This window comes from Streptomyces sp. cf386 (assembly GCF_900103585.1).
GTDB lineage: Bacteria > Actinomycetota > Actinomycetes > Streptomycetales > Streptomycetaceae > Streptomyces.
Genome location: NZ_FNHV01000004.1, coordinates 44134 through 59414, shown reverse-complemented (window position 1 = coordinate 59414; position 15281 = coordinate 44134). Strand labels below are relative to the sequence as shown.

Annotated in this window: 14 protein-coding genes; 3 read left to right on the top strand and 11 right to left on the bottom strand. The window is 70.4% G+C overall.

Annotated elements, in window-relative coordinates:
- Positions 1–3: 3 nt before the first annotated feature.
- The 10 genes from BLU79_RS11415 to BLU79_RS11370 all read right to left on the bottom strand — a co-directional run bounded on the left by BLU79_RS11415 (position 4) and on the right by BLU79_RS11370 (position 9195).
- Positions 4–540, bottom strand: a complete 537-nt coding sequence (locus tag BLU79_RS11415; protein WP_093905585.1) for a hydrogenase maturation protease — start codon at positions 538–540, stop codon at positions 4–6.
- Positions 537–1952, bottom strand: a complete 1416-nt coding sequence (locus BLU79_RS11410) for a hypothetical protein (RefSeq protein WP_093905584.1) — start codon at positions 1950–1952, stop codon at positions 537–539. The genes BLU79_RS11415 and BLU79_RS11410 overlap by 4 nt, the downstream gene beginning before the upstream one ends.
- Positions 1949–2632: a DUF6084 family protein gene (locus BLU79_RS11405; protein WP_093905583.1), complete on the bottom strand. Its 684-nt coding sequence runs from the start codon at positions 2630–2632 to the stop codon at positions 1949–1951. Before BLU79_RS11405 ends, BLU79_RS11410 begins: the two co-directional genes overlap by 4 nt.
- Positions 2629–3258 carry a DUF5947 family protein gene (locus BLU79_RS11400; RefSeq protein ID WP_093905582.1) on the bottom strand — a complete coding sequence of 210 codons (630 nt, stop codon included), beginning with the start codon at positions 3256–3258 and terminating at the stop codon, positions 2629–2631. The genes BLU79_RS11405 and BLU79_RS11400 overlap by 4 nt, the downstream gene beginning before the upstream one ends.
- Positions 3255–3779, bottom strand: coding sequence for a hypothetical protein (locus BLU79_RS11395; protein WP_093905581.1), 525 nt, complete (start codon positions 3777–3779; stop codon positions 3255–3257). Before BLU79_RS11395 ends, BLU79_RS11400 begins: the two co-directional genes overlap by 4 nt.
- Positions 3776–5560 (bottom strand): nickel-dependent hydrogenase large subunit, encoded by a 1785-nt coding sequence (locus BLU79_RS11390; protein ID WP_093905580.1) that lies wholly within the window; start codon positions 5558–5560, stop codon positions 3776–3778. The genes BLU79_RS11395 and BLU79_RS11390 overlap by 4 nt, the downstream gene beginning before the upstream one ends.
- 89 nt (positions 5561–5649) lie before the next feature.
- Positions 5650–6738, bottom strand: a complete 1089-nt coding sequence (locus BLU79_RS11385) for an NADH-quinone oxidoreductase subunit B family protein (RefSeq protein WP_093905579.1) — start codon at positions 6736–6738, stop codon at positions 5650–5652.
- 138 nt (positions 6739–6876) lie between these two features.
- Entirely contained in the window at positions 6877–8583 is a 1707-nt protein-coding gene (locus tag BLU79_RS11380) for an enoyl-CoA hydratase-related protein (protein WP_093905578.1), read from the bottom strand.
- 134 nt (positions 8584–8717) lie between these two features.
- Positions 8718–8963: a hypothetical protein gene (locus BLU79_RS11375; protein WP_093905577.1), complete on the bottom strand. Its 246-nt coding sequence runs from the start codon at positions 8961–8963 to the stop codon at positions 8718–8720.
- Positions 8950–9195, bottom strand: a complete 246-nt coding sequence (locus tag BLU79_RS11370; protein WP_093905576.1) for a DUF6400 family protein — start codon at positions 9193–9195, stop codon at positions 8950–8952. The genes BLU79_RS11375 and BLU79_RS11370 overlap by 14 nt, the downstream gene beginning before the upstream one ends.
- A 191-nt stretch (positions 9196–9386) precedes the next feature.
- On the opposite strand from BLU79_RS11370, the gene BLU79_RS11365 reads away from it, so the two are divergent.
- The 3 genes from BLU79_RS11365 (at position 9387) to BLU79_RS11355 (ending at position 12797) form a co-directional block, all read left to right on the top strand.
- Positions 9387–10226, top strand: coding sequence for a TIM barrel protein (locus BLU79_RS11365; protein WP_093905575.1), 840 nt, complete (start codon positions 9387–9389; stop codon positions 10224–10226).
- Between the two features lie 31 nt (positions 10227–10257).
- Positions 10258–11148 carry a 2-hydroxy-3-oxopropionate reductase gene (locus BLU79_RS11360; protein ID WP_093905574.1) on the top strand — a complete coding sequence of 297 codons (891 nt, stop codon included), beginning with the start codon at positions 10258–10260 and terminating at the stop codon, positions 11146–11148.
- Between the two features lie 191 nt (positions 11149–11339).
- Positions 11340–12797 (top strand): catalase, encoded by a 1458-nt coding sequence (locus tag BLU79_RS11355; protein WP_093905573.1) that lies wholly within the window; start codon positions 11340–11342, stop codon positions 12795–12797.
- 631 nt (positions 12798–13428) lie between these two features.
- Here BLU79_RS11355 and gcl read toward each other — a convergent pair.
- Positions 13429–15213 (bottom strand): glyoxylate carboligase, encoded by a 1785-nt coding sequence (gcl, locus tag BLU79_RS11350; protein ID WP_093905572.1) that lies wholly within the window; start codon positions 15211–15213, stop codon positions 13429–13431.
- Positions 15214–15281 lie beyond the last annotated feature (68 nt).

Genomic DNA, 15281 nt, shown 5'->3' with positions numbered 1-15281 from the left:
TCCTCATGTCGAAGCTTCGGCGGTCGGGGCCTGTGACCAGGCCGACGGGCCGCTCTCCAGCAACTCTTCGATCAGCCGAACGGCCTGCGGAACGGCCTCGGCCACCGATGGGCTGAGTTCCATGCCCTCGTCGATCGAGGCCGGTTCGCATCCCACGATCAGGACGCGCCGCGGCGGTTGTCCGCCGGCGCCGGCGCACAGGGTGTCCAGCAGCGCCAGGACGGCGTCGGGGGTCATGCGGTGGCCGTCGATCGCGGGAGCGGCATCGCCGGCGTCATCGGTGTCGTCGTCGCCGGGGCCGTCGTGCTCGATGACGTACAGCGTGCCGGGGGCCTCGCCGCGTGCCGTGGCGTCGACGAGGACGAGGGTGTCGTAGCCGTCCAAGAGCTGGTAGGCGAGGTGCACCCCGCGTACGCCGATGTCGACGACCTCGACGTGTGCGGGCAGGGGCCGTTCGGCCAGCCGGCGTGCGGTTTCCACGCCGAAGCCGTCGTCGCCGAGGAAGATGTTGCCGATGCCGGCCACGAGCGTCCGCGTCATCGGGGATCCTCCAGTGGTACGACCTCGTCCGGCTGGAAGTACAGGTAGCGGCCCTGCTCTCGGCGGATGTCGGCGCCGGGGTCGCCGTCGACGGTCACTGCGAGGTGCACCGTGCCGTCGACGTCGTGCAGCACCGCCTCGACGGTCGCGGTGCGGCCCTGGAGGAACAGGTCCTGTGCGTCGGTGTGCCGCAGGCCGGGACGCAGCTCGACGCGGCTGCCCTTGCCGACCGGCCGGCCGTCGACCATGGCCCGGTCGTGCTCCGGGTCGAAGCCCGCGTCGCTCGCCGGGTCCCACCAGGGCGTGTCGGGGCGCCGCACTCCGAACTCGTCGGGGAAACCGGCGGACTCCCCGGTGACCTCCCGCAGGCCGCGCACCGCGCCGTGCAGGCGTTCCAGCACCTCGGCCGGCATCGAGTCCGCGAGGTCGATGACGGCGGCGGCCCGTGCGTCGGTGCCGCGGGCCTCGCGTTTCTCCTCGTCGGTGAGGGCGGCGGTGCGCAGGGCGAGGATCTCGTCGATCTCGGTGGCGTCATAGAGGGCACCCAGGCTTTCGGGCGCGATGGCCGGGTGGTCCTCCAGGATGATCGGCGAGGAGAGCACGAGGTCCGCGCGGCCGGGTTCCCCGGCGAGGACGGGCCAGGTGTGCAGGTTGCGACAGGCGGCGACCGCGCCCTTGGCCCACTCGGGGGGATCGGTCATCGACAGGAACGAGCCCGCGTCGAGGGCCATGAGGAGGTGGGTGGCGACCAGGGAGTGCGGCAGCGCCGCGTCCCGGTCGGCGGCGCCGTCCTCCGCGGCCGTCCACGGGGTGGTGTTCTCGACGACGGCGGTGAGCCGCATCGTCCGGTAGGGGCCGTCGAGTTCGCGGGCGGAGAGCCGCACCACCCCGCTGACCTCGGCGCCGCGCCGGACCAGTCGGCCCACGGTCCGGCCAGCGGCGTCCAGGACGGGCTCGGTGTCCTCGACGGCCGGCTTACGGAAGGGGAGTTCGACGCCATCGCCCAGCAGTTGGCCGACCGGAGTGACCAACTCGACGCGCTCCTCGGCTCCTTCGTCCCAGGGCACCAGTACCCGATCGTCGAGGTGGAGTTCGGCCACGGTTTCGAAGTCACCATCGGAAAGGGCACGTTGCACGGCGCGGCGCCGGGTGTGCAGGAAGCGGACCTCGACCGCGAGGGTCGCGCCCGGCTTCGGTTCCATCAGGCATTCCGTGTGCTGGAAGTCGTGCTCCTCGCAGTCGGCGCCCCAGGCGGGCGGCACCAGCACTCCGAACTGCCAGCGCAGCCGGTTCTTCGCCGCCGAGGCGCGGTACGGGTAGAGCACGTACCCCTCGAAGAGCACGGCGTCGGCCACCTGCCGGGCGAGGGCGAGGCGCTCCTCGGTCGCGGGGGCGAACGCGGTGGCGGTCACGGTTCGGTCCTTCCGACGGTGGCGGTGAGCGCGCGCAGCGGGTCGTTCCCCGGTGGGGCGGCCGTGTCGAGCAGTGCCGTCAGCGTCGCCTCCCAGGAGGGCAGCGCGTGCCGGGAGCGGTAGGCGAGGAGGGCGTCCATGGTGTCGCGGGGCAGCCGGATCCAGCCGCAGCCGGGGAAGTGCTGCTCGATGGCCTCCCGCCAGGTGGCGACCGGCATCCGGAAGGCCGCCTCGCGGTCCCACGGCACGGGCTCCACCCGGAACCCGCCGCTTCCGGTGAACGCCGTGCCGGAGAACAGCATCAGCAGCGGGACCTCCCCGTCGGTGAGGGCGTCCAGGTAGCGGGTCGCGGCGATGTCCGTGTCGTAGGTGCAGGGGACGACGAGGTCGGCCTCGGTCTCGCCGGTGAACGCGGAGACCATCAGCGGGACCTGGGCGAACTGCACGGGCTGGAGGGTGCTGCCCCAGCGGGAGCGCTCGCCGAAGAGGTCGGTGAGCCCGTCGGCCTCAGTAGGGCCGTAACCGCGACGGGCGGGTTCGATGCGGATCTGGCAGCGCAGGGCGACGGCGTGCACGGGGGTGTCGCCGGACGCGGTGACGCGCAGCCGGAAGACGAGGGTGGGTCCGGCGGCGTACCGGTCGGCGCGGACGCCGGTGCAGGCGAACGAGAACTCGGTCACGGCCGCTCCGCCTCGTCCAGGGGCCGGGCGCGGCGCAGGACGTCCGCGAAGAAGGCGTCCAGGGCGGCCCGGGCTTCGGCGCCGCCGTCGAAGCCCTGCCACAACAGGCGCATCCTGCCGACGAGTTCGTAGCAGACGTCGATCGGGACGAGGTGGCACTCGATCTGGCCGTCGGTGCGGCGCAGCAGGAGCGCCTCGACGTCGGGTTCGAGGAGCGCGGCGAGTGGACTGTCGCCGAGGACCTCGGTCCAGGTGTCCGGTTCGAGTTCGCTCTCGGTGGCGCCCGCCGGGCTGGGGTAGAGGGCGACCAGTCGGTCGAGCGCCGCGTTGCGGAAGAAGAAGGCGACGCCGACCGGAATCCGCAGCGCCTCCCACGCCCGCTCGTCGAGGCGGTGCCCGGGGTCGGTGAGGTAGCGGGCCGGGACCGCGCGGAAGCGGCCCGCGGCAGCCCCCGGCCGCTCCATGAGCACCGCGCAGGCGGTGCAGACGCAGACGAGGGCGCGCTTCTCGGTGTCGACCATGTGGCGGTGGTCCTCGGGCACCACGACCGCGCACAGTTCGCACCGCTCGGGCTGCGGCGGACGCTCGGTGAGAAACCTCCGCAGGCCGACCGTGGCCGCGGTCACCGGGTCTTCGTCCCGATCTGCAACAGGGTCGGCGCCGATTCCACCTCGACCTCGACGGCCCTGACCTCCGGTACGAAGCAGGCGAGCGCCGCCTCGGCGGCCTCCCGGGCGCCCGCCCCGGAGCCACAGCCGCAGCCGCCGCCCGCGGCGGCCGCCCGCAACGTCAGGGTGCCGCTGTCCTCGTCGAAGCCCACGAGGTCCAGATCATGCTCCCGCACGCTGTCGAGGGCCCGGCCGATCCGGGTGTCCCGATCCTCGGGGTGCAGGTCGTGCAGGACGAGCAGGCTCGCGACGAGTTCGTCACCGAGGAGCCGTGCCAGCGGGTCGCCGGGCGCGGCCGACAGCAGGTGGAGGGCACGGGCCAGTCCGGAGCCGTAGAAGTCCATGAGGGACCGGACGAGTTCCTCGGCCGCGGCGGCGACGGCCGGGTCGCCGCTGGTGGCCAACCGGTCGAGCACCTCCTCGACCCGGCGGCCGGTCTCCTCCGCAGACACCGGCCGCGCCGTCGTGCTCGCGCTCATCCGCCCAGTCCGCTCAGGCCGGTGGGCACGTGCAGGCTCTTCACGGTCTTGCCGCCGCCGACGTACATGTGGACGCCGCAGGGCAGACAGGGGTCGAAGCTGCGGACGGCGCGCATGATGTCGATGCCCTTGAAGTTCTCCGGGGGGTTCTCCTCGAAGATCGGGGTGTTCTGCACGGCGTCCTCGTACGGGCCCGGGGTGCCGTAGCTGTCACGCACACTGGCGTTCCAGGGGGTCGGCGGGTAGGGGTGGTAGTTGGCGATCTTGCCGTCGCGGATCACCATGTGGTGGGAGAGGACGCCGCGGACGGCCTCGGTGAAGCCGCAGCCGATGCTCTCGTCCGGGACCTCGAACTTCTCCCAGGTCTGGGTGCGTCCGGCCCGGACCTCCTCCAGGCCCTTCTCCGCGCAGTGCAGGGCGACCGCGGCGGCGTACGCCTGGAAGTAGGTGCGCGCGCGGTTGCGTTCGAGCGCGTTGCTCCACTGCGGGATCTTCCACTCAAAGGTGGTCTCGGGCTTGGTCATGGTGCGGGGCAGGTTGATGACCACGCTGTGGCCGGTGGCCTTGACGTACCCGATGTCGACGAGTCCGGACAGGGCCGTGGACCACAGGCGGGCGATGGGGCCGCCGCCGGTGTCCAGGGCGAGGTGGTCCTTGCCGTCGAACCAGCGCGGGGACATCACCCAGCTGTACTTGTCGTCGAAGTCCCGCTTCTGCGGGGCGGGGATGGTGTGCTGGTTCCACGGGTGCCGCGGGTCGACCGGGTTGCCGAGCGGGTCGTGGGTGACGAACTGTTCCTGGCCCTGCCAGTCCTCGTAGTAGGAGCTGCCGAGCAGGATGCGGATGCCGAGGTTGATCTCGGTGAGGTCGTTGGTGACGAGCTTGCCGTCGACGACGACACCGGGCGTGACGAACATCCGCCGGCCCCAGTCCGTCATGTTGGCGTAGGTGAAGTCGCAGTACTCGGGGTCGTTGAGCGCGCCCCAGCAGCCGAGCATGACACGGCGGCGGCCGACCTCCTCGTAGCCGGGGAGGGCCTCGTAGAAGAAGTCGAACAGGTCGTCGTGCAGGGGCACGACCCGCTTCATGAACTCCACGTACCGCATCAGGCGGCTCATGTAGTCCGTGAAGAGCTGCACGGAGGCGATCGTGCCGACGCCGCCCGGGTAGAGCGTGGAGGGGTGCACATGGCGCCCCTCCATCAGACAGAACATCTCCCGGGTGTAGCGGCTGACCTGGAGCGCCTCGCGGTAGAACTCGCCCTCCAGCGGGTTCAGCGAGCGCATGATGTCGGCGATGGTGCGGTAGCCGTGCTCCGCGGCGTGCGGGGCCTCGGTGCGCTCGGCGAGTTCGAGGACGCCGGGGTTGGTCTCCTTGACCATCTTCTCGCAGTAGTCGACCCCGACCAGGTTCTCCTGGAAGATGTTGTGGTCGAACATGTACTCGGCGGACTCGCCGAGGTTGATGATCCACTCACCGAGGTGCGGGGGCTTCACGCCGTACGCCATGTTCTGCGTGTACACCGAGCAGGTGGCGTGGTTGTCGCCGCAGATCCCGCAGATGCGGCTGGTGATGAAGTGGGCGTCGCGCGGGTCCTTGCCCCGCATGAAGACGCTGTAGCCGCGGAAGACCGACGAGGTGCTGTAGCACTCCGCGACCCGCTTCTGCTTGAAGTCGATCTTCGTGTGGATGCCCAGGCTGCCGACGATCCGGGTGATCGGGTCCCAGGACATCTCCACCAGGCCGCTGCCGTCGCCGGCCGCCTTCGTCCTCGCTGCCATCGTCTTTTGCCGTGCCCTTCGTTGTGCGGGGGTTCATGTGTGGTGTGCCGGGGGGCACGAAGCTGAGGCGGATCAGGGGTGGCGGGGCGTCACCACGGCGGCCGGTATCCGGTGGTGATCCGCTCTCCGGTACGGCGCCACTTGGGCTCCTTGTCCACCGTCCTGGCCGTGATGTTCCGCAGCTTGCGGACCACGGCGCCGTAGGCGGAGCTGCCCGAGACGGACAGCTTGGCGCCGGGGGGTTCGTCCATGAACGGCATGAACTTGTCGGGGAAGCCGGGCATGGTGCAGGCGATACAGATGCCGCCGACGTTCGGGCAGCCCCCGATCCCGTTCATCCAGCCGCGCTTGGGCACGTTGCACTTCACCACCGGGCCCCAGCAGCCGACCTTGACCAGGCACTTCGGCGAGTCGTACGTCTCCGCGAACTCGCCTTGCTCGTAGTAGCCGGCCCGGTCGCAGCCCTCGTGCACGGTGGCCCCGAACAGCCAGGACGGACGCAGCTTGTCGTCCAGCGGGATCATCGGGGCGGCGCCGGTGGCCTGGTAGAGCAGATAGGTGAGCGTCTCGGCGAAGTTGTCGGGCTGGATCGGGCAGCCGGGGACGCAGACGATCGGGATGCCGGCCTGGGACTTCCAGTCCCAGCCGAGATAGTCCGGAACGCCCATCGCGCCGGTCGGGTTGCCGGCCATCGCGTGGATGCCGCCGTACGTCGCGCAGGTGCCGATGGCGACCACGGCCAGGGCCTTCGGCGCGAGCCTGTCGATCCACTCGCTGGTGGTGATGGGCTGGCCGGTCTCCGGGTCGTCCCCGAAGCCGCACCAGTAGCCCTCGGGCTTGATCGCCTCGTTGGGCACGGATCCCTCGACGACCAGCACGAACGGGTCGATCTCGCCCCGCTCGCCCTTGAAGAACCACTCGATGAACGTGTCCGCACCGCCGACCGGACCGCACTCGAAGTCGATGAGCGGCCAGTGGACGGCGATCTTCGGCAGACCCGGCAGCGCGCCGAGGACGATCTCCTCGATGCTCGGCTGCATGGCCGCCGTCAACGCGACCGAGTCGCCGTCGCAGCTCAGACCCGCGTTGATCCAGAGGATGTGGATCGTGGGTGTCTCGTCGGCGGGCGTGCCCGTGGTGCGCGCAGCGCCGACCGTATCCGGCGTCGCCTCAGTCATGAGACCGCCTCCCAGGGAGGTAAGGGATGAAGGCCAGCATTTCGGACCCTCTGATTCTTCGTATCAGCCGTCCGGTGGGGGTGAAACGCGACTGTGGGCCATTCCGGTGACAGGAGCGGCAGTGGTGGGAGAGCCGGTTTACGCAACCGGGGGCGGAGCGAGGTGCGGCGGGGTGCACCCGGGCCGCCGCTTGTGGACGAACGCGCGGCGCAGGGCGTGGTAGGGAGCGTCCGGGTCGTCGAAGGTGCGGCGCATGCGGGCCAGCTCCCGCTCGCGGAAGGCGGCGAGCGGGGTCGTGGCCTCCTGCCGGTCCAGCTCCGCCTTCTTCGCGGCGATCCGGGACGCCGTCCCCGGCAGTGCCGCGAGCCGCGCCGCCAGGGTGCCGACCTCGTGCGCGAACTCGCCGGGACCGCAGTCGATGACCCGGTCGGCCAGTCCGAGCCGCTGGGCGCTCGCCGAGCTGACGGGCAGCGCCTCCCGCATGAGCCGTTCGGCCACGCCCGGCCCGACCCTGCGCGGCAGCGTGTGCGTCCAGTACTCCGAGCCGTACAGCCCCATCAGGCGGTAGTGGGGGTTCAGTACGGCGCCTGAGCGGCACCACACCTCGTCGGCCGCCAGGGCGAGCATCACCCCGCCCGCGGCGGCGTTGCCCGCGACGGCCGAGACCACGATCCGGTCGGCGGTGGTCAGGATCGCCTCGACGAGGTCGTCGATGGCGTTGATGTTCGCCCAGGACTCGGCTCCGGGGTCGGCGGCGGCCTCGATGACGCCCAGGTGGATCCCGTTGGAGAAGAAGTCCCGCTGCCCGCCCAGCACCAGCACCGAGGTGGGGCGGGCGCATGCCTCCCGGTAGGCGGCCAGGAGGCGCCCGCACTGCTCGGTGCTCATGGCGCCGCCCGGGAAGGAGAACGAGAGGAAGCCGACGCTGCCGTCCTCCCGGTAGCGGATGTCCGTCCAGGCGCCCTCCCGCTCGTCGGGCAGCAGGGGTGGCGCCAGCTCCGGCAGGGGCGGCAGCCGGTCGCCCAGGGCCCGCACGGCGGGGAGCTTGAACGTGGGCGGCCGCCCGGGCAGGCGTCGGGGCCGCAGTTCGGGGATCCACACGGCGCCGTCCGTGGTGGCCCGGCAGATCGCTCCGGCCCTGGTGGCCAGGAGCTCGCCCGGGCGGCCGCGCAGCGCGCTCTCGGAGTGGCCCCCGTGCAGGTACCACTCACCGCCGAGCAGCACGTCCAGCACTCCGGGCTGCGAGTCCGCCGCCCGCAGCTTGCGGACTACGGTCGCCGTGGGGTCTGCGGCCCAGTCGATCCGCCGGACGCTCTGGTCCAGGTACGGCCGGACACGCAACGCGGTGCCCGCCAGGCCCGCCTCGTCCTGCTTGCACGGAGTGTGGGTTCCGCTCGCGAAGCGCTCCACGGCGAGGAGGACGGCCGCGAGCGCGGCGTCGGCGATCTCGCCCCGGTACAGGTCGCTCTTGGCCACGGGAGGAACCCGGCACGGCACGGAGGCCCACACGTCGCCCGCGTCCATCTCCGCGTCGGCCTGCAGAACCGTGACGCCCCACCGGTCGGCGCCCTCGTGGATGGCCCAGTCCAGGGAGGACGGCCCTCGGTCGCCGACGGGCCCCGGATGAACGACGAGGCACGGGTACGCCGCCCACACCTCCTCGGGGATCACCGTCTTCAGCATCGGCGCCACGACGAGCTGCGGTGCGTGCCGCCGCACGGCCTCCGCCAACGAACCGTCCGGCAGGGCGAGTTCGACCGCCACTTGGTGGCCGCGGTCGCGTAGCTCCGCATGGACGCGCTGGGTGAGGCTGTTGAACGCGCTGGCCATGAGCAGGATCTGCACGGCTGCCTCCGGGCGGACGGGCGGCGGCCGGGGATGACCGCCGACCGCGATCTTCGGTCAGGTCGGCTTGCCGTCCGTGGTGCCAGACGGTGAGGTCATCCGAAAAGCGGGGGGCGATCCGCCGACCGGCCTCACTAGGCGCCGGTCATGCGCTGCCAGATGGAGCGGGTGGCGCCGAAACCCGTCTCGTGGGTCCACACATGGGTGCACGAACGGCACTGCAGGTGCAGCAGGCTGCCCGTGTTGGAGAGCAGGTAGCGCCAGTGCTCGGAGCAGGTGCGGGCCTGCTCGCAGTCGCCGCACCCGCGATGGTCGTTGCAGTTCGGGCAGGCAACCCAGGCGCGGCGACCGATGTCCGCCTGCGGGTCACGGGGCAGCATGCCCGTCCCCTCGCGGCGGGAGCACACCGGCCGAGACCAGCTCGTCGTACACGCGCTGCTGCTCCGCGTCGAGGCCGGAGTAGAGCAGTGCGTACGCCTCCTCCTCACCGCGCAGCGCCTCGCCCGGGTCCCAGTCGGGGCCGAGGGCGTCCAGGACGTGGGCCCGCCGGAGCATTTCGTGTGCGCTCAGGTCGACGGCGAACTCGACGGGAGCGGGGCCGTGGGAGGACATGCGATCGAACGTAGGTAAGCCTTCCTCGCCGCGGCAAGGGTGGGTGGGGGAAGTCACAGCAGGTCGGCGATCACCCCGCCATGCCCACACACCCTCTTGACAAGCCGCGACACACGACGGCAATCTTCCAGTAAGCAGAAAACAACTTCCGTAATACGGAATTTCAAACCACGGAAGGAGCGCGGCCCCCGATGGGATTCGCAGACCAGCGCTTCAACGTCAACCTGTCGATCCTCTTCACGGAACTCCCGCTCCTGGAGCGCCCCGCGGCCGCCGCCGCGGCCGGCTTCACCGCGGTCGAGCTGTGGTGGCCCTGGATCGACTCCCCCACCCCCGAGCAGTCCGAGCTCGACGCCCTGAAGAAGGCGATCGAGGACGCGGGCGTCCAGCTCACCGGGCTGAACTTCTATGCCGGTCAGCTCCCGGGCCCGGACCGCGGCGCCCTGTCGATCCCGGGCGAGGAGTCGGAGCGGTTCCGCGCCAACATCGACGTGGCGGCCGACTTCGCGGCCTCCCTCGGCTGCAAGGCGCTCAACGCCCTGTACGGCAACCGCGTCGACGGCGTGGACCCGGCCGAGCAGGACGCGCTCGCGCTGGAGAACCTGGTCCTCGCGGCCCGCGCGGCCGACCGGATCGGCGCGATCCTGCTGATCGAGGCCCTGAACAAGCCCGAGTCGCCGCTGTACCCGCTGGTGTCGGCGCCGGCCGCCATCGCCATCGTCGACAAGGTCAACGAGGCGACGGGGCTGGGCAACGCCCGCTTCCTCATGGACCTCTACCACCTGTCCATGAACGGCGAGGACCTGCCGTCGGTGATCGAGCAGTACGCGTCGAAGACCGGCCATGCGCAGATCGCGGACAACCCGGGCCGTGGCGCTCCGGGTACCGGGACACTGCCGCTGGAGGACCTGCTCGACCAGCTGACGAAGGCGGGCTACGACGGCTGGGTCGGCCTGGAGTACAAGCCGGGCGACCAGCCGAGTTCCGAGGTCTTCGAGTGGCTGCCCCGCGAAGCGCGCGCCGCCCGCTGAACACACCCCCGTATTTGAGAGGCACCCCATCATGAGCAACCTCCCCAAGATCGCCTGGATAGGCCTCGGCATCATGGGCTCCCCCATGTCCGAGAACCTGATCAAGGCGGGTTACCAGGTCACCGGCTTCACCCTGGAGCAGGACAAGCTGGACCGGCTCGCCGCGGCGGGCGGCACCGTCGCCGGTTCGATCGCCGAGGCCGTCAAGGACGCCGACGTCGTCATCACGATGGTTCCGGCCTCCCCGCAGGTCGAGGCCATCTCCTACGGCCCCGACGGCATCCTGGAGAACGCGAAGTCCGGGGCGCTGCTGGTCGACATGTCCTCGATCACCCCGCAGACCTCGGTCGACCTGGCGAAGGCGGCCAAGGACAAGGGCATCCGCGTCCTGGACGCGCCCGTGTCCGGCGGTGAGGCCGGTGCCATCGAGGCCGTACTGTCGATCATGGTCGGCGGCGAGCAGGCCGACTTCGACGCCGCTCAGCCGATCCTCGACGCGCTCGGCAAGACCATCGTGCTGTGCGGTCCGCACGGCTCGGGTCAGACCGTGAAGGCGGCCAACCAGCTGATCGTCGCCGTGAACATCCAGGCGTGCGCCGAGGCCGTGGTCTTCCTGGAGAAGTCCGGCGTGGACCTGAAGGCGGCGCTGGACGTCCTCAACGGCGGCCTGGCGGGCTCGACGGTGCTGACGCGGAAGAAGGACAACTTCCTGAACCGGGACTTCAAGCCCGGCTTCCGTATCGACCTGCACCACAAGGACATGGGCATCGTCACGGACGCCGCCCGCAACGTCGGCGCCGCGCTGCCGGTCGGCGCCGTGGTCGCCCAGCTGGTCGCGTCCCTGCGCACGCAGGGCGACGGCGGCCTGGACCACTCGGCCCTGCTGCGGGCCGTCGAGCGCCTCTCCGGAGCGCAGCTCTAAGGGGCTCGCAGCCCCTCCCAGACTTCCGGGCGACGCCGCCGCTGACACCTGTCCTGTCGCGCCCAGGCGGTGGTGTCGCCCGGAAACCATTTCAACAAAGTGTTGACGTCCAGATCGCCCCAAACCTAGGCTCCACAAAGCGGAAGTTCTTTTCCGAAGCTTCCCGCTGACTCTCGTACGGAAGGTCCACGATGTCGAAGCGCGTGCTCACGACCGAGTCCGGCGCCCCCGTCGCCGACAACCAGAACTCCGCCTCCGCCGGCGTCGGCGGCCCGCTCCTGCTCCAGGACCAGCACCTCCTGGAGAAGCTGGCCCGCTTCAACCGTGAGCGCATTCCGGAGCGCGTGGTGCACGCCCGGGGCTCCGGCGCGTACGGCCACTTCGAGGTGACCGACGACGTCACCGGTTTCACCCACGCCGACTTCCTGAGCGAGGTGGGCAAGCGGACCGAGGTGTTCCTGCGCTTCTCGACCGTGGCCGACAGCCTCGGCGGCGCGGACGCGGTCCGCGACCCGCGCGGTTTCGCCCTCAAGTTCTACACGGCGGAGGGCAATTACGACCTCGTCGGCAACAACACCCCGGTGTTCTTCATCAAGGACCCGATCAAGTTCCCCGACTTCATCCACTCCCAGAAGCGCGACCCGTTCACCGGCCGCCAGGAGCCGGACAACGTCTGGGACTTCTGGGCGCACGCCCCCGAGGCCACGCACCAGGTGACCTGGCTGATGGGCGACCGCGGCATCCCGGCGTCGTACCGCCACATGAACGGCTACGGCTCGCACACCTACCAGTGGACGAACGCCGAGGGCGAGGCCTTCTTCGTCAAGTACCACTTCAAGACCAACCAGGGCGTGCGCTGCCTCAGCGCCGAGCAGGGCGCGGAGCTCGCGGGCAAGGACCCGAACTCCCACCAGACGGACCTGCTCCAGGCCATCGAGCGGGGCGTGCACCCGTCCTGGACGCTCTATGTCCAGCTCATGCCGGCGGCCGAGGCGGCCGACTACCGCTTCAACCCGTTCGACCTCACCAAGGTGTGGCCGCACAAGGACTACCCGCTGCAGCGCGTGGGCCGTCTCGTCCTCGACCGCAACCCGGACAACGTCTTCGCCGAGGTCGAGCAGGCCGCGTTCTCCCCGAACAACTTCGTGCCGGGCATCGGCCCCTCCCCCGACAAGATGCTCCAGGGCCGTCTGTTCGCCTACGCGGACGCCCACCGCTACCGTCTGGGCGTCAACCACACCCTGCTGGCGGTGAACGCCCCGAAGGCGACGACCGCGCAGAACTACGGCCGCGACGGCTTCATGGCGACCAACCCCCAGGGCCGCCACGCCAAGAACTACGAGCCGAACTCCTACGACGGCCCGGTGGAGACCGGTCGTCCCCTGTCGGCCCCGCTCGCGGTGAACGGCCACACGGGCACCCACGAGGCGCCCCTGCACACCAAGGACGACCACTTCTTCCAGGCCGGCGAGCTGTACCGCCTCATGTCGGCCGAGGAGAAGTCGCGTCTGATCGCCAACATCGCCGGCGGCCTCTCCCAGGTCTCCCGCGACGACGTGATCGAGAAGAACCTGGCCCACTTCCACGCCGCCGACCCCGAGTACGGCAAGCGCGTGGAGGAGGCGGTCCGCGCCCTGCGCGAGGACTGATCCCCCAGGATTCCCAGGCTGCGTCCGACTCCTGACGGGAGGTCAAGAGTCGGTCGCACGCCCGCGCCCCATCGCCGATCGACCCGGATGAGGGGTGGTCGCTCGGATCGGGCGCGGGCAACGTGAGGACCGCGGCGGCGTGCGAGCCAGTGCGGTGGTGAAGGTCCCGGCCTCCTTCTTCGACCAGAGGGAAGGAGCCCCCGGGGCCATCGCTGCCGCCGCGGTCCCAAGCCCTCCTCCTCCAGACCCCGTCCGGCGGCGCGAATGTCCTGTCGCGCCCAGCCTCGCGCCGTCGGACGGCCACAACCGAATACCTCACCGGCTGAAGAGCGCCGGGTACGGACGGTCCCGTACCCGGCGCTCTTCGGCGTGTTCAGGGAGGAGTGAGCCGCGAGGGAGGAGTAGACCGCGTACGCCATCGGACGTACTCCCGCTACGGAACCCTCAGATCAACCTCTGAACAGGCGTCGGGAGGCTTCAACCACCCCCTGCAGCGGGCACATTCTTCTCACGCGGGGCCCGCCGACACGGGGGCGGCGGGCACCGCGACGGGGGAGCACGGGGGAACACGGGGGAACGCCAAAGGGGCGGCCCAACCTTCCGGTTGGACCGCCCCTCAGGGTCTGCGGCGTCAGACCTTCAGCGTCTTGATCGACGTCGGTGCATGACCCGGCTCCGTCGCGATCTCCTCGAACTCGACGACGTTGCTGATGTCGTTGGTCGTCGACATGGAGATGTTGGTGACACGCTCCAGGATCGCCTCGACGACGACCGGCACCTGGAACTCGGCGGCGAGCTTCTTGGCCTGCTCCAGGGCCGCGCCCAGTTCGGCAGGGTCCGTCACCCGGATCGCCTTGCAGCCGAGGCCCTCGGCGACCTTGACGTGGTCGACGCCGTAGACGCCCAGCTCGGGCGAGTTGACGTTCTCGAACTCCAGCTTGACCTGGAAGTCGATGTCGAACGCCCGCTGCGCCTGACGGATCAGGCCCAGGTAGGAGTTGTTCACCAGGACGTGGACGTACGGGATCCTGTGCTGCGCCCCGACCGCCAACTCCTCGATCATGAACTGGAAGTCGTAGTCGCCGGACAGGGCGACGACCTGCGCCTCCGGGTCGGCCTTGGCAACACCCAGCGCGGCCGGGATGGTCCAGCCGAGCGGGCCCGCCTGGCCGCAGTTGATCCAGTGCCGCGGCTTGAAGACGTGCAGCATCTGGGCGCCGGCGATCTGCGAGAGGCCGATGGTGGAGACATACCGGGTCTCCGGGCCGAAGGCCTTGTTCATCTCCTCGTAGACGCGCTGCGGCTTGATCGGGATGTCGTCGAAGTGCGTACGGCGCTGGAGGGTCGCCTTCTTCTCCTGCGCGGACGCGGCCCAGGCGGAGCGGTCGGGCAGCTTGCCGGCCGCCTTCAACTCCCGCGCCACCTCCACGAACAGCTCCAGGGCCGCCTTCGCGTCGGAGGCGATGCCGTAGTCCGGGGCGAAGATCTTGCCGATCTGGGTGGGCTCGATGTCGACGTGGACGAACTTCCGGCCGGCCGTGTAGACGTCGAGCTTGCCGGTGTGGCGGTTGGCCCAGCGGTTGCCGATGCCGAGGACGAAGTCGGACTCCAGGAAGGTCGCGTTGCCGTAGCGGTGCGAGGTCTGCAGGCCCACCATGCCGGCGTTCAGCTCGTGGTCGTCGGGCAGCAAACCCCAGCCCATCAGGGTCGGGACGACCGGGGTGCCGGTCAACTCGGCGAACTCGACGAGGAGTTCGGCGGCGTCGGCGTTGATGACACCGCCGCCCGCGACGATCAGCGGGCGCTCGGACGCGTTCAGCATCCCGATCGCCTTCTCGATCTGGGCGCGGGAAGCGGCCGGCTTGTAGGCCTGGAGAGGCTCGTAGGTCTCCGGGTCGAACTCGATCTCGGTGAGCTGGACGTCGATCGGCAGGTCGATGAGGACCGGACCGGGACGGCCGGAGCGCATCAGGTGGAAGGCCTGCTGGAAGACGCCGGGGACCTGTGCGGCCTCCAGGACGGTCACCGCCATTTTCGTGACCGGCTTGGCGATCGAGGCGATGTCGACGGCCTGGAAGTCCTCTTTGTGGATCACGGCGGTCGGCGCCTGGCCGGTGATGCACAGGATCGGGATCGAGTCGCCGATCGCGGAGTAGAGACCGGTGATCATGTCGGTGCCGGCGGGCCCGGACGTGCCGATGCAGACACCGATGTTGCCCGCGTGCGTGCGCGTGTAGCCCTCGGCCATGTGCGAGGCGCCCTCCACATGGCGGGCCAGGGTGTGCTGGATGCCGCCCGACGCCTTGAGCGCCGCGTAGAAGGGGTTGATCGCCGCGCCCGGCACGCCGAACGCGTTGCTGACGCCCTCGCGCTTGAGGATCTCGACTGCCGCTCGGGCAGCGGTCATACGAGCCATTGAGTACTCCTGCTTCGGCTGTCGGATTCGCACTCCCGTCGCGCCCCGCGGTGAGCAATTCCGTGACG

What these genes read in the sequence shown, in the direction of transcription:
- BLU79_RS11385 (WP_093905579.1), bottom strand. Translation starts at nt 6,738, where the DNA reads ATGACTGAGGCGACGCCGGATACGGTCGGCGCTGCGCGCACCACGGGC.
- BLU79_RS11415 (WP_093905585.1), bottom strand. Translation starts at nt 540, where the DNA reads ATGACGCGGACGCTCGTGGCCGGCATCGGCAACATCTTCCTCGGCGAC.
- BLU79_RS11390 (WP_093905580.1), bottom strand. Translation starts at nt 5,560, where the DNA reads ATGGCAGCGAGGACGAAGGCGGCCGGCGACGGCAGCGGCCTGGTGGAG.
- BLU79_RS11365 (WP_093905575.1), top strand. Translation starts at nt 9,387, where the DNA reads ATGGGATTCGCAGACCAGCGCTTCAACGTCAACCTGTCGATCCTCTTC.
- BLU79_RS11395 (WP_093905581.1), bottom strand. Translation starts at nt 3,779, where the DNA reads ATGAGCGCGAGCACGACGGCGCGGCCGGTGTCTGCGGAGGAGACCGGC.
- BLU79_RS11375 (WP_093905577.1), bottom strand. Translation starts at nt 8,963, where the DNA reads ATGCTGCCCCGTGACCCGCAGGCGGACATCGGTCGCCGCGCCTGGGTT.
- BLU79_RS11370 (WP_093905576.1), bottom strand. Translation starts at nt 9,195, where the DNA reads ATGTCCTCCCACGGCCCCGCTCCCGTCGAGTTCGCCGTCGACCTGAGC.
- BLU79_RS11355 (WP_093905573.1), top strand. Translation starts at nt 11,340, where the DNA reads ATGTCGAAGCGCGTGCTCACGACCGAGTCCGGCGCCCCCGTCGCCGAC.
- gcl (WP_093905572.1), bottom strand. Translation starts at nt 15,213, where the DNA reads ATGGCTCGTATGACCGCTGCCCGAGCGGCAGTCGAGATCCTCAAGCGC.
- BLU79_RS11360 (WP_093905574.1), top strand. Translation starts at nt 10,258, where the DNA reads ATGAGCAACCTCCCCAAGATCGCCTGGATAGGCCTCGGCATCATGGGC.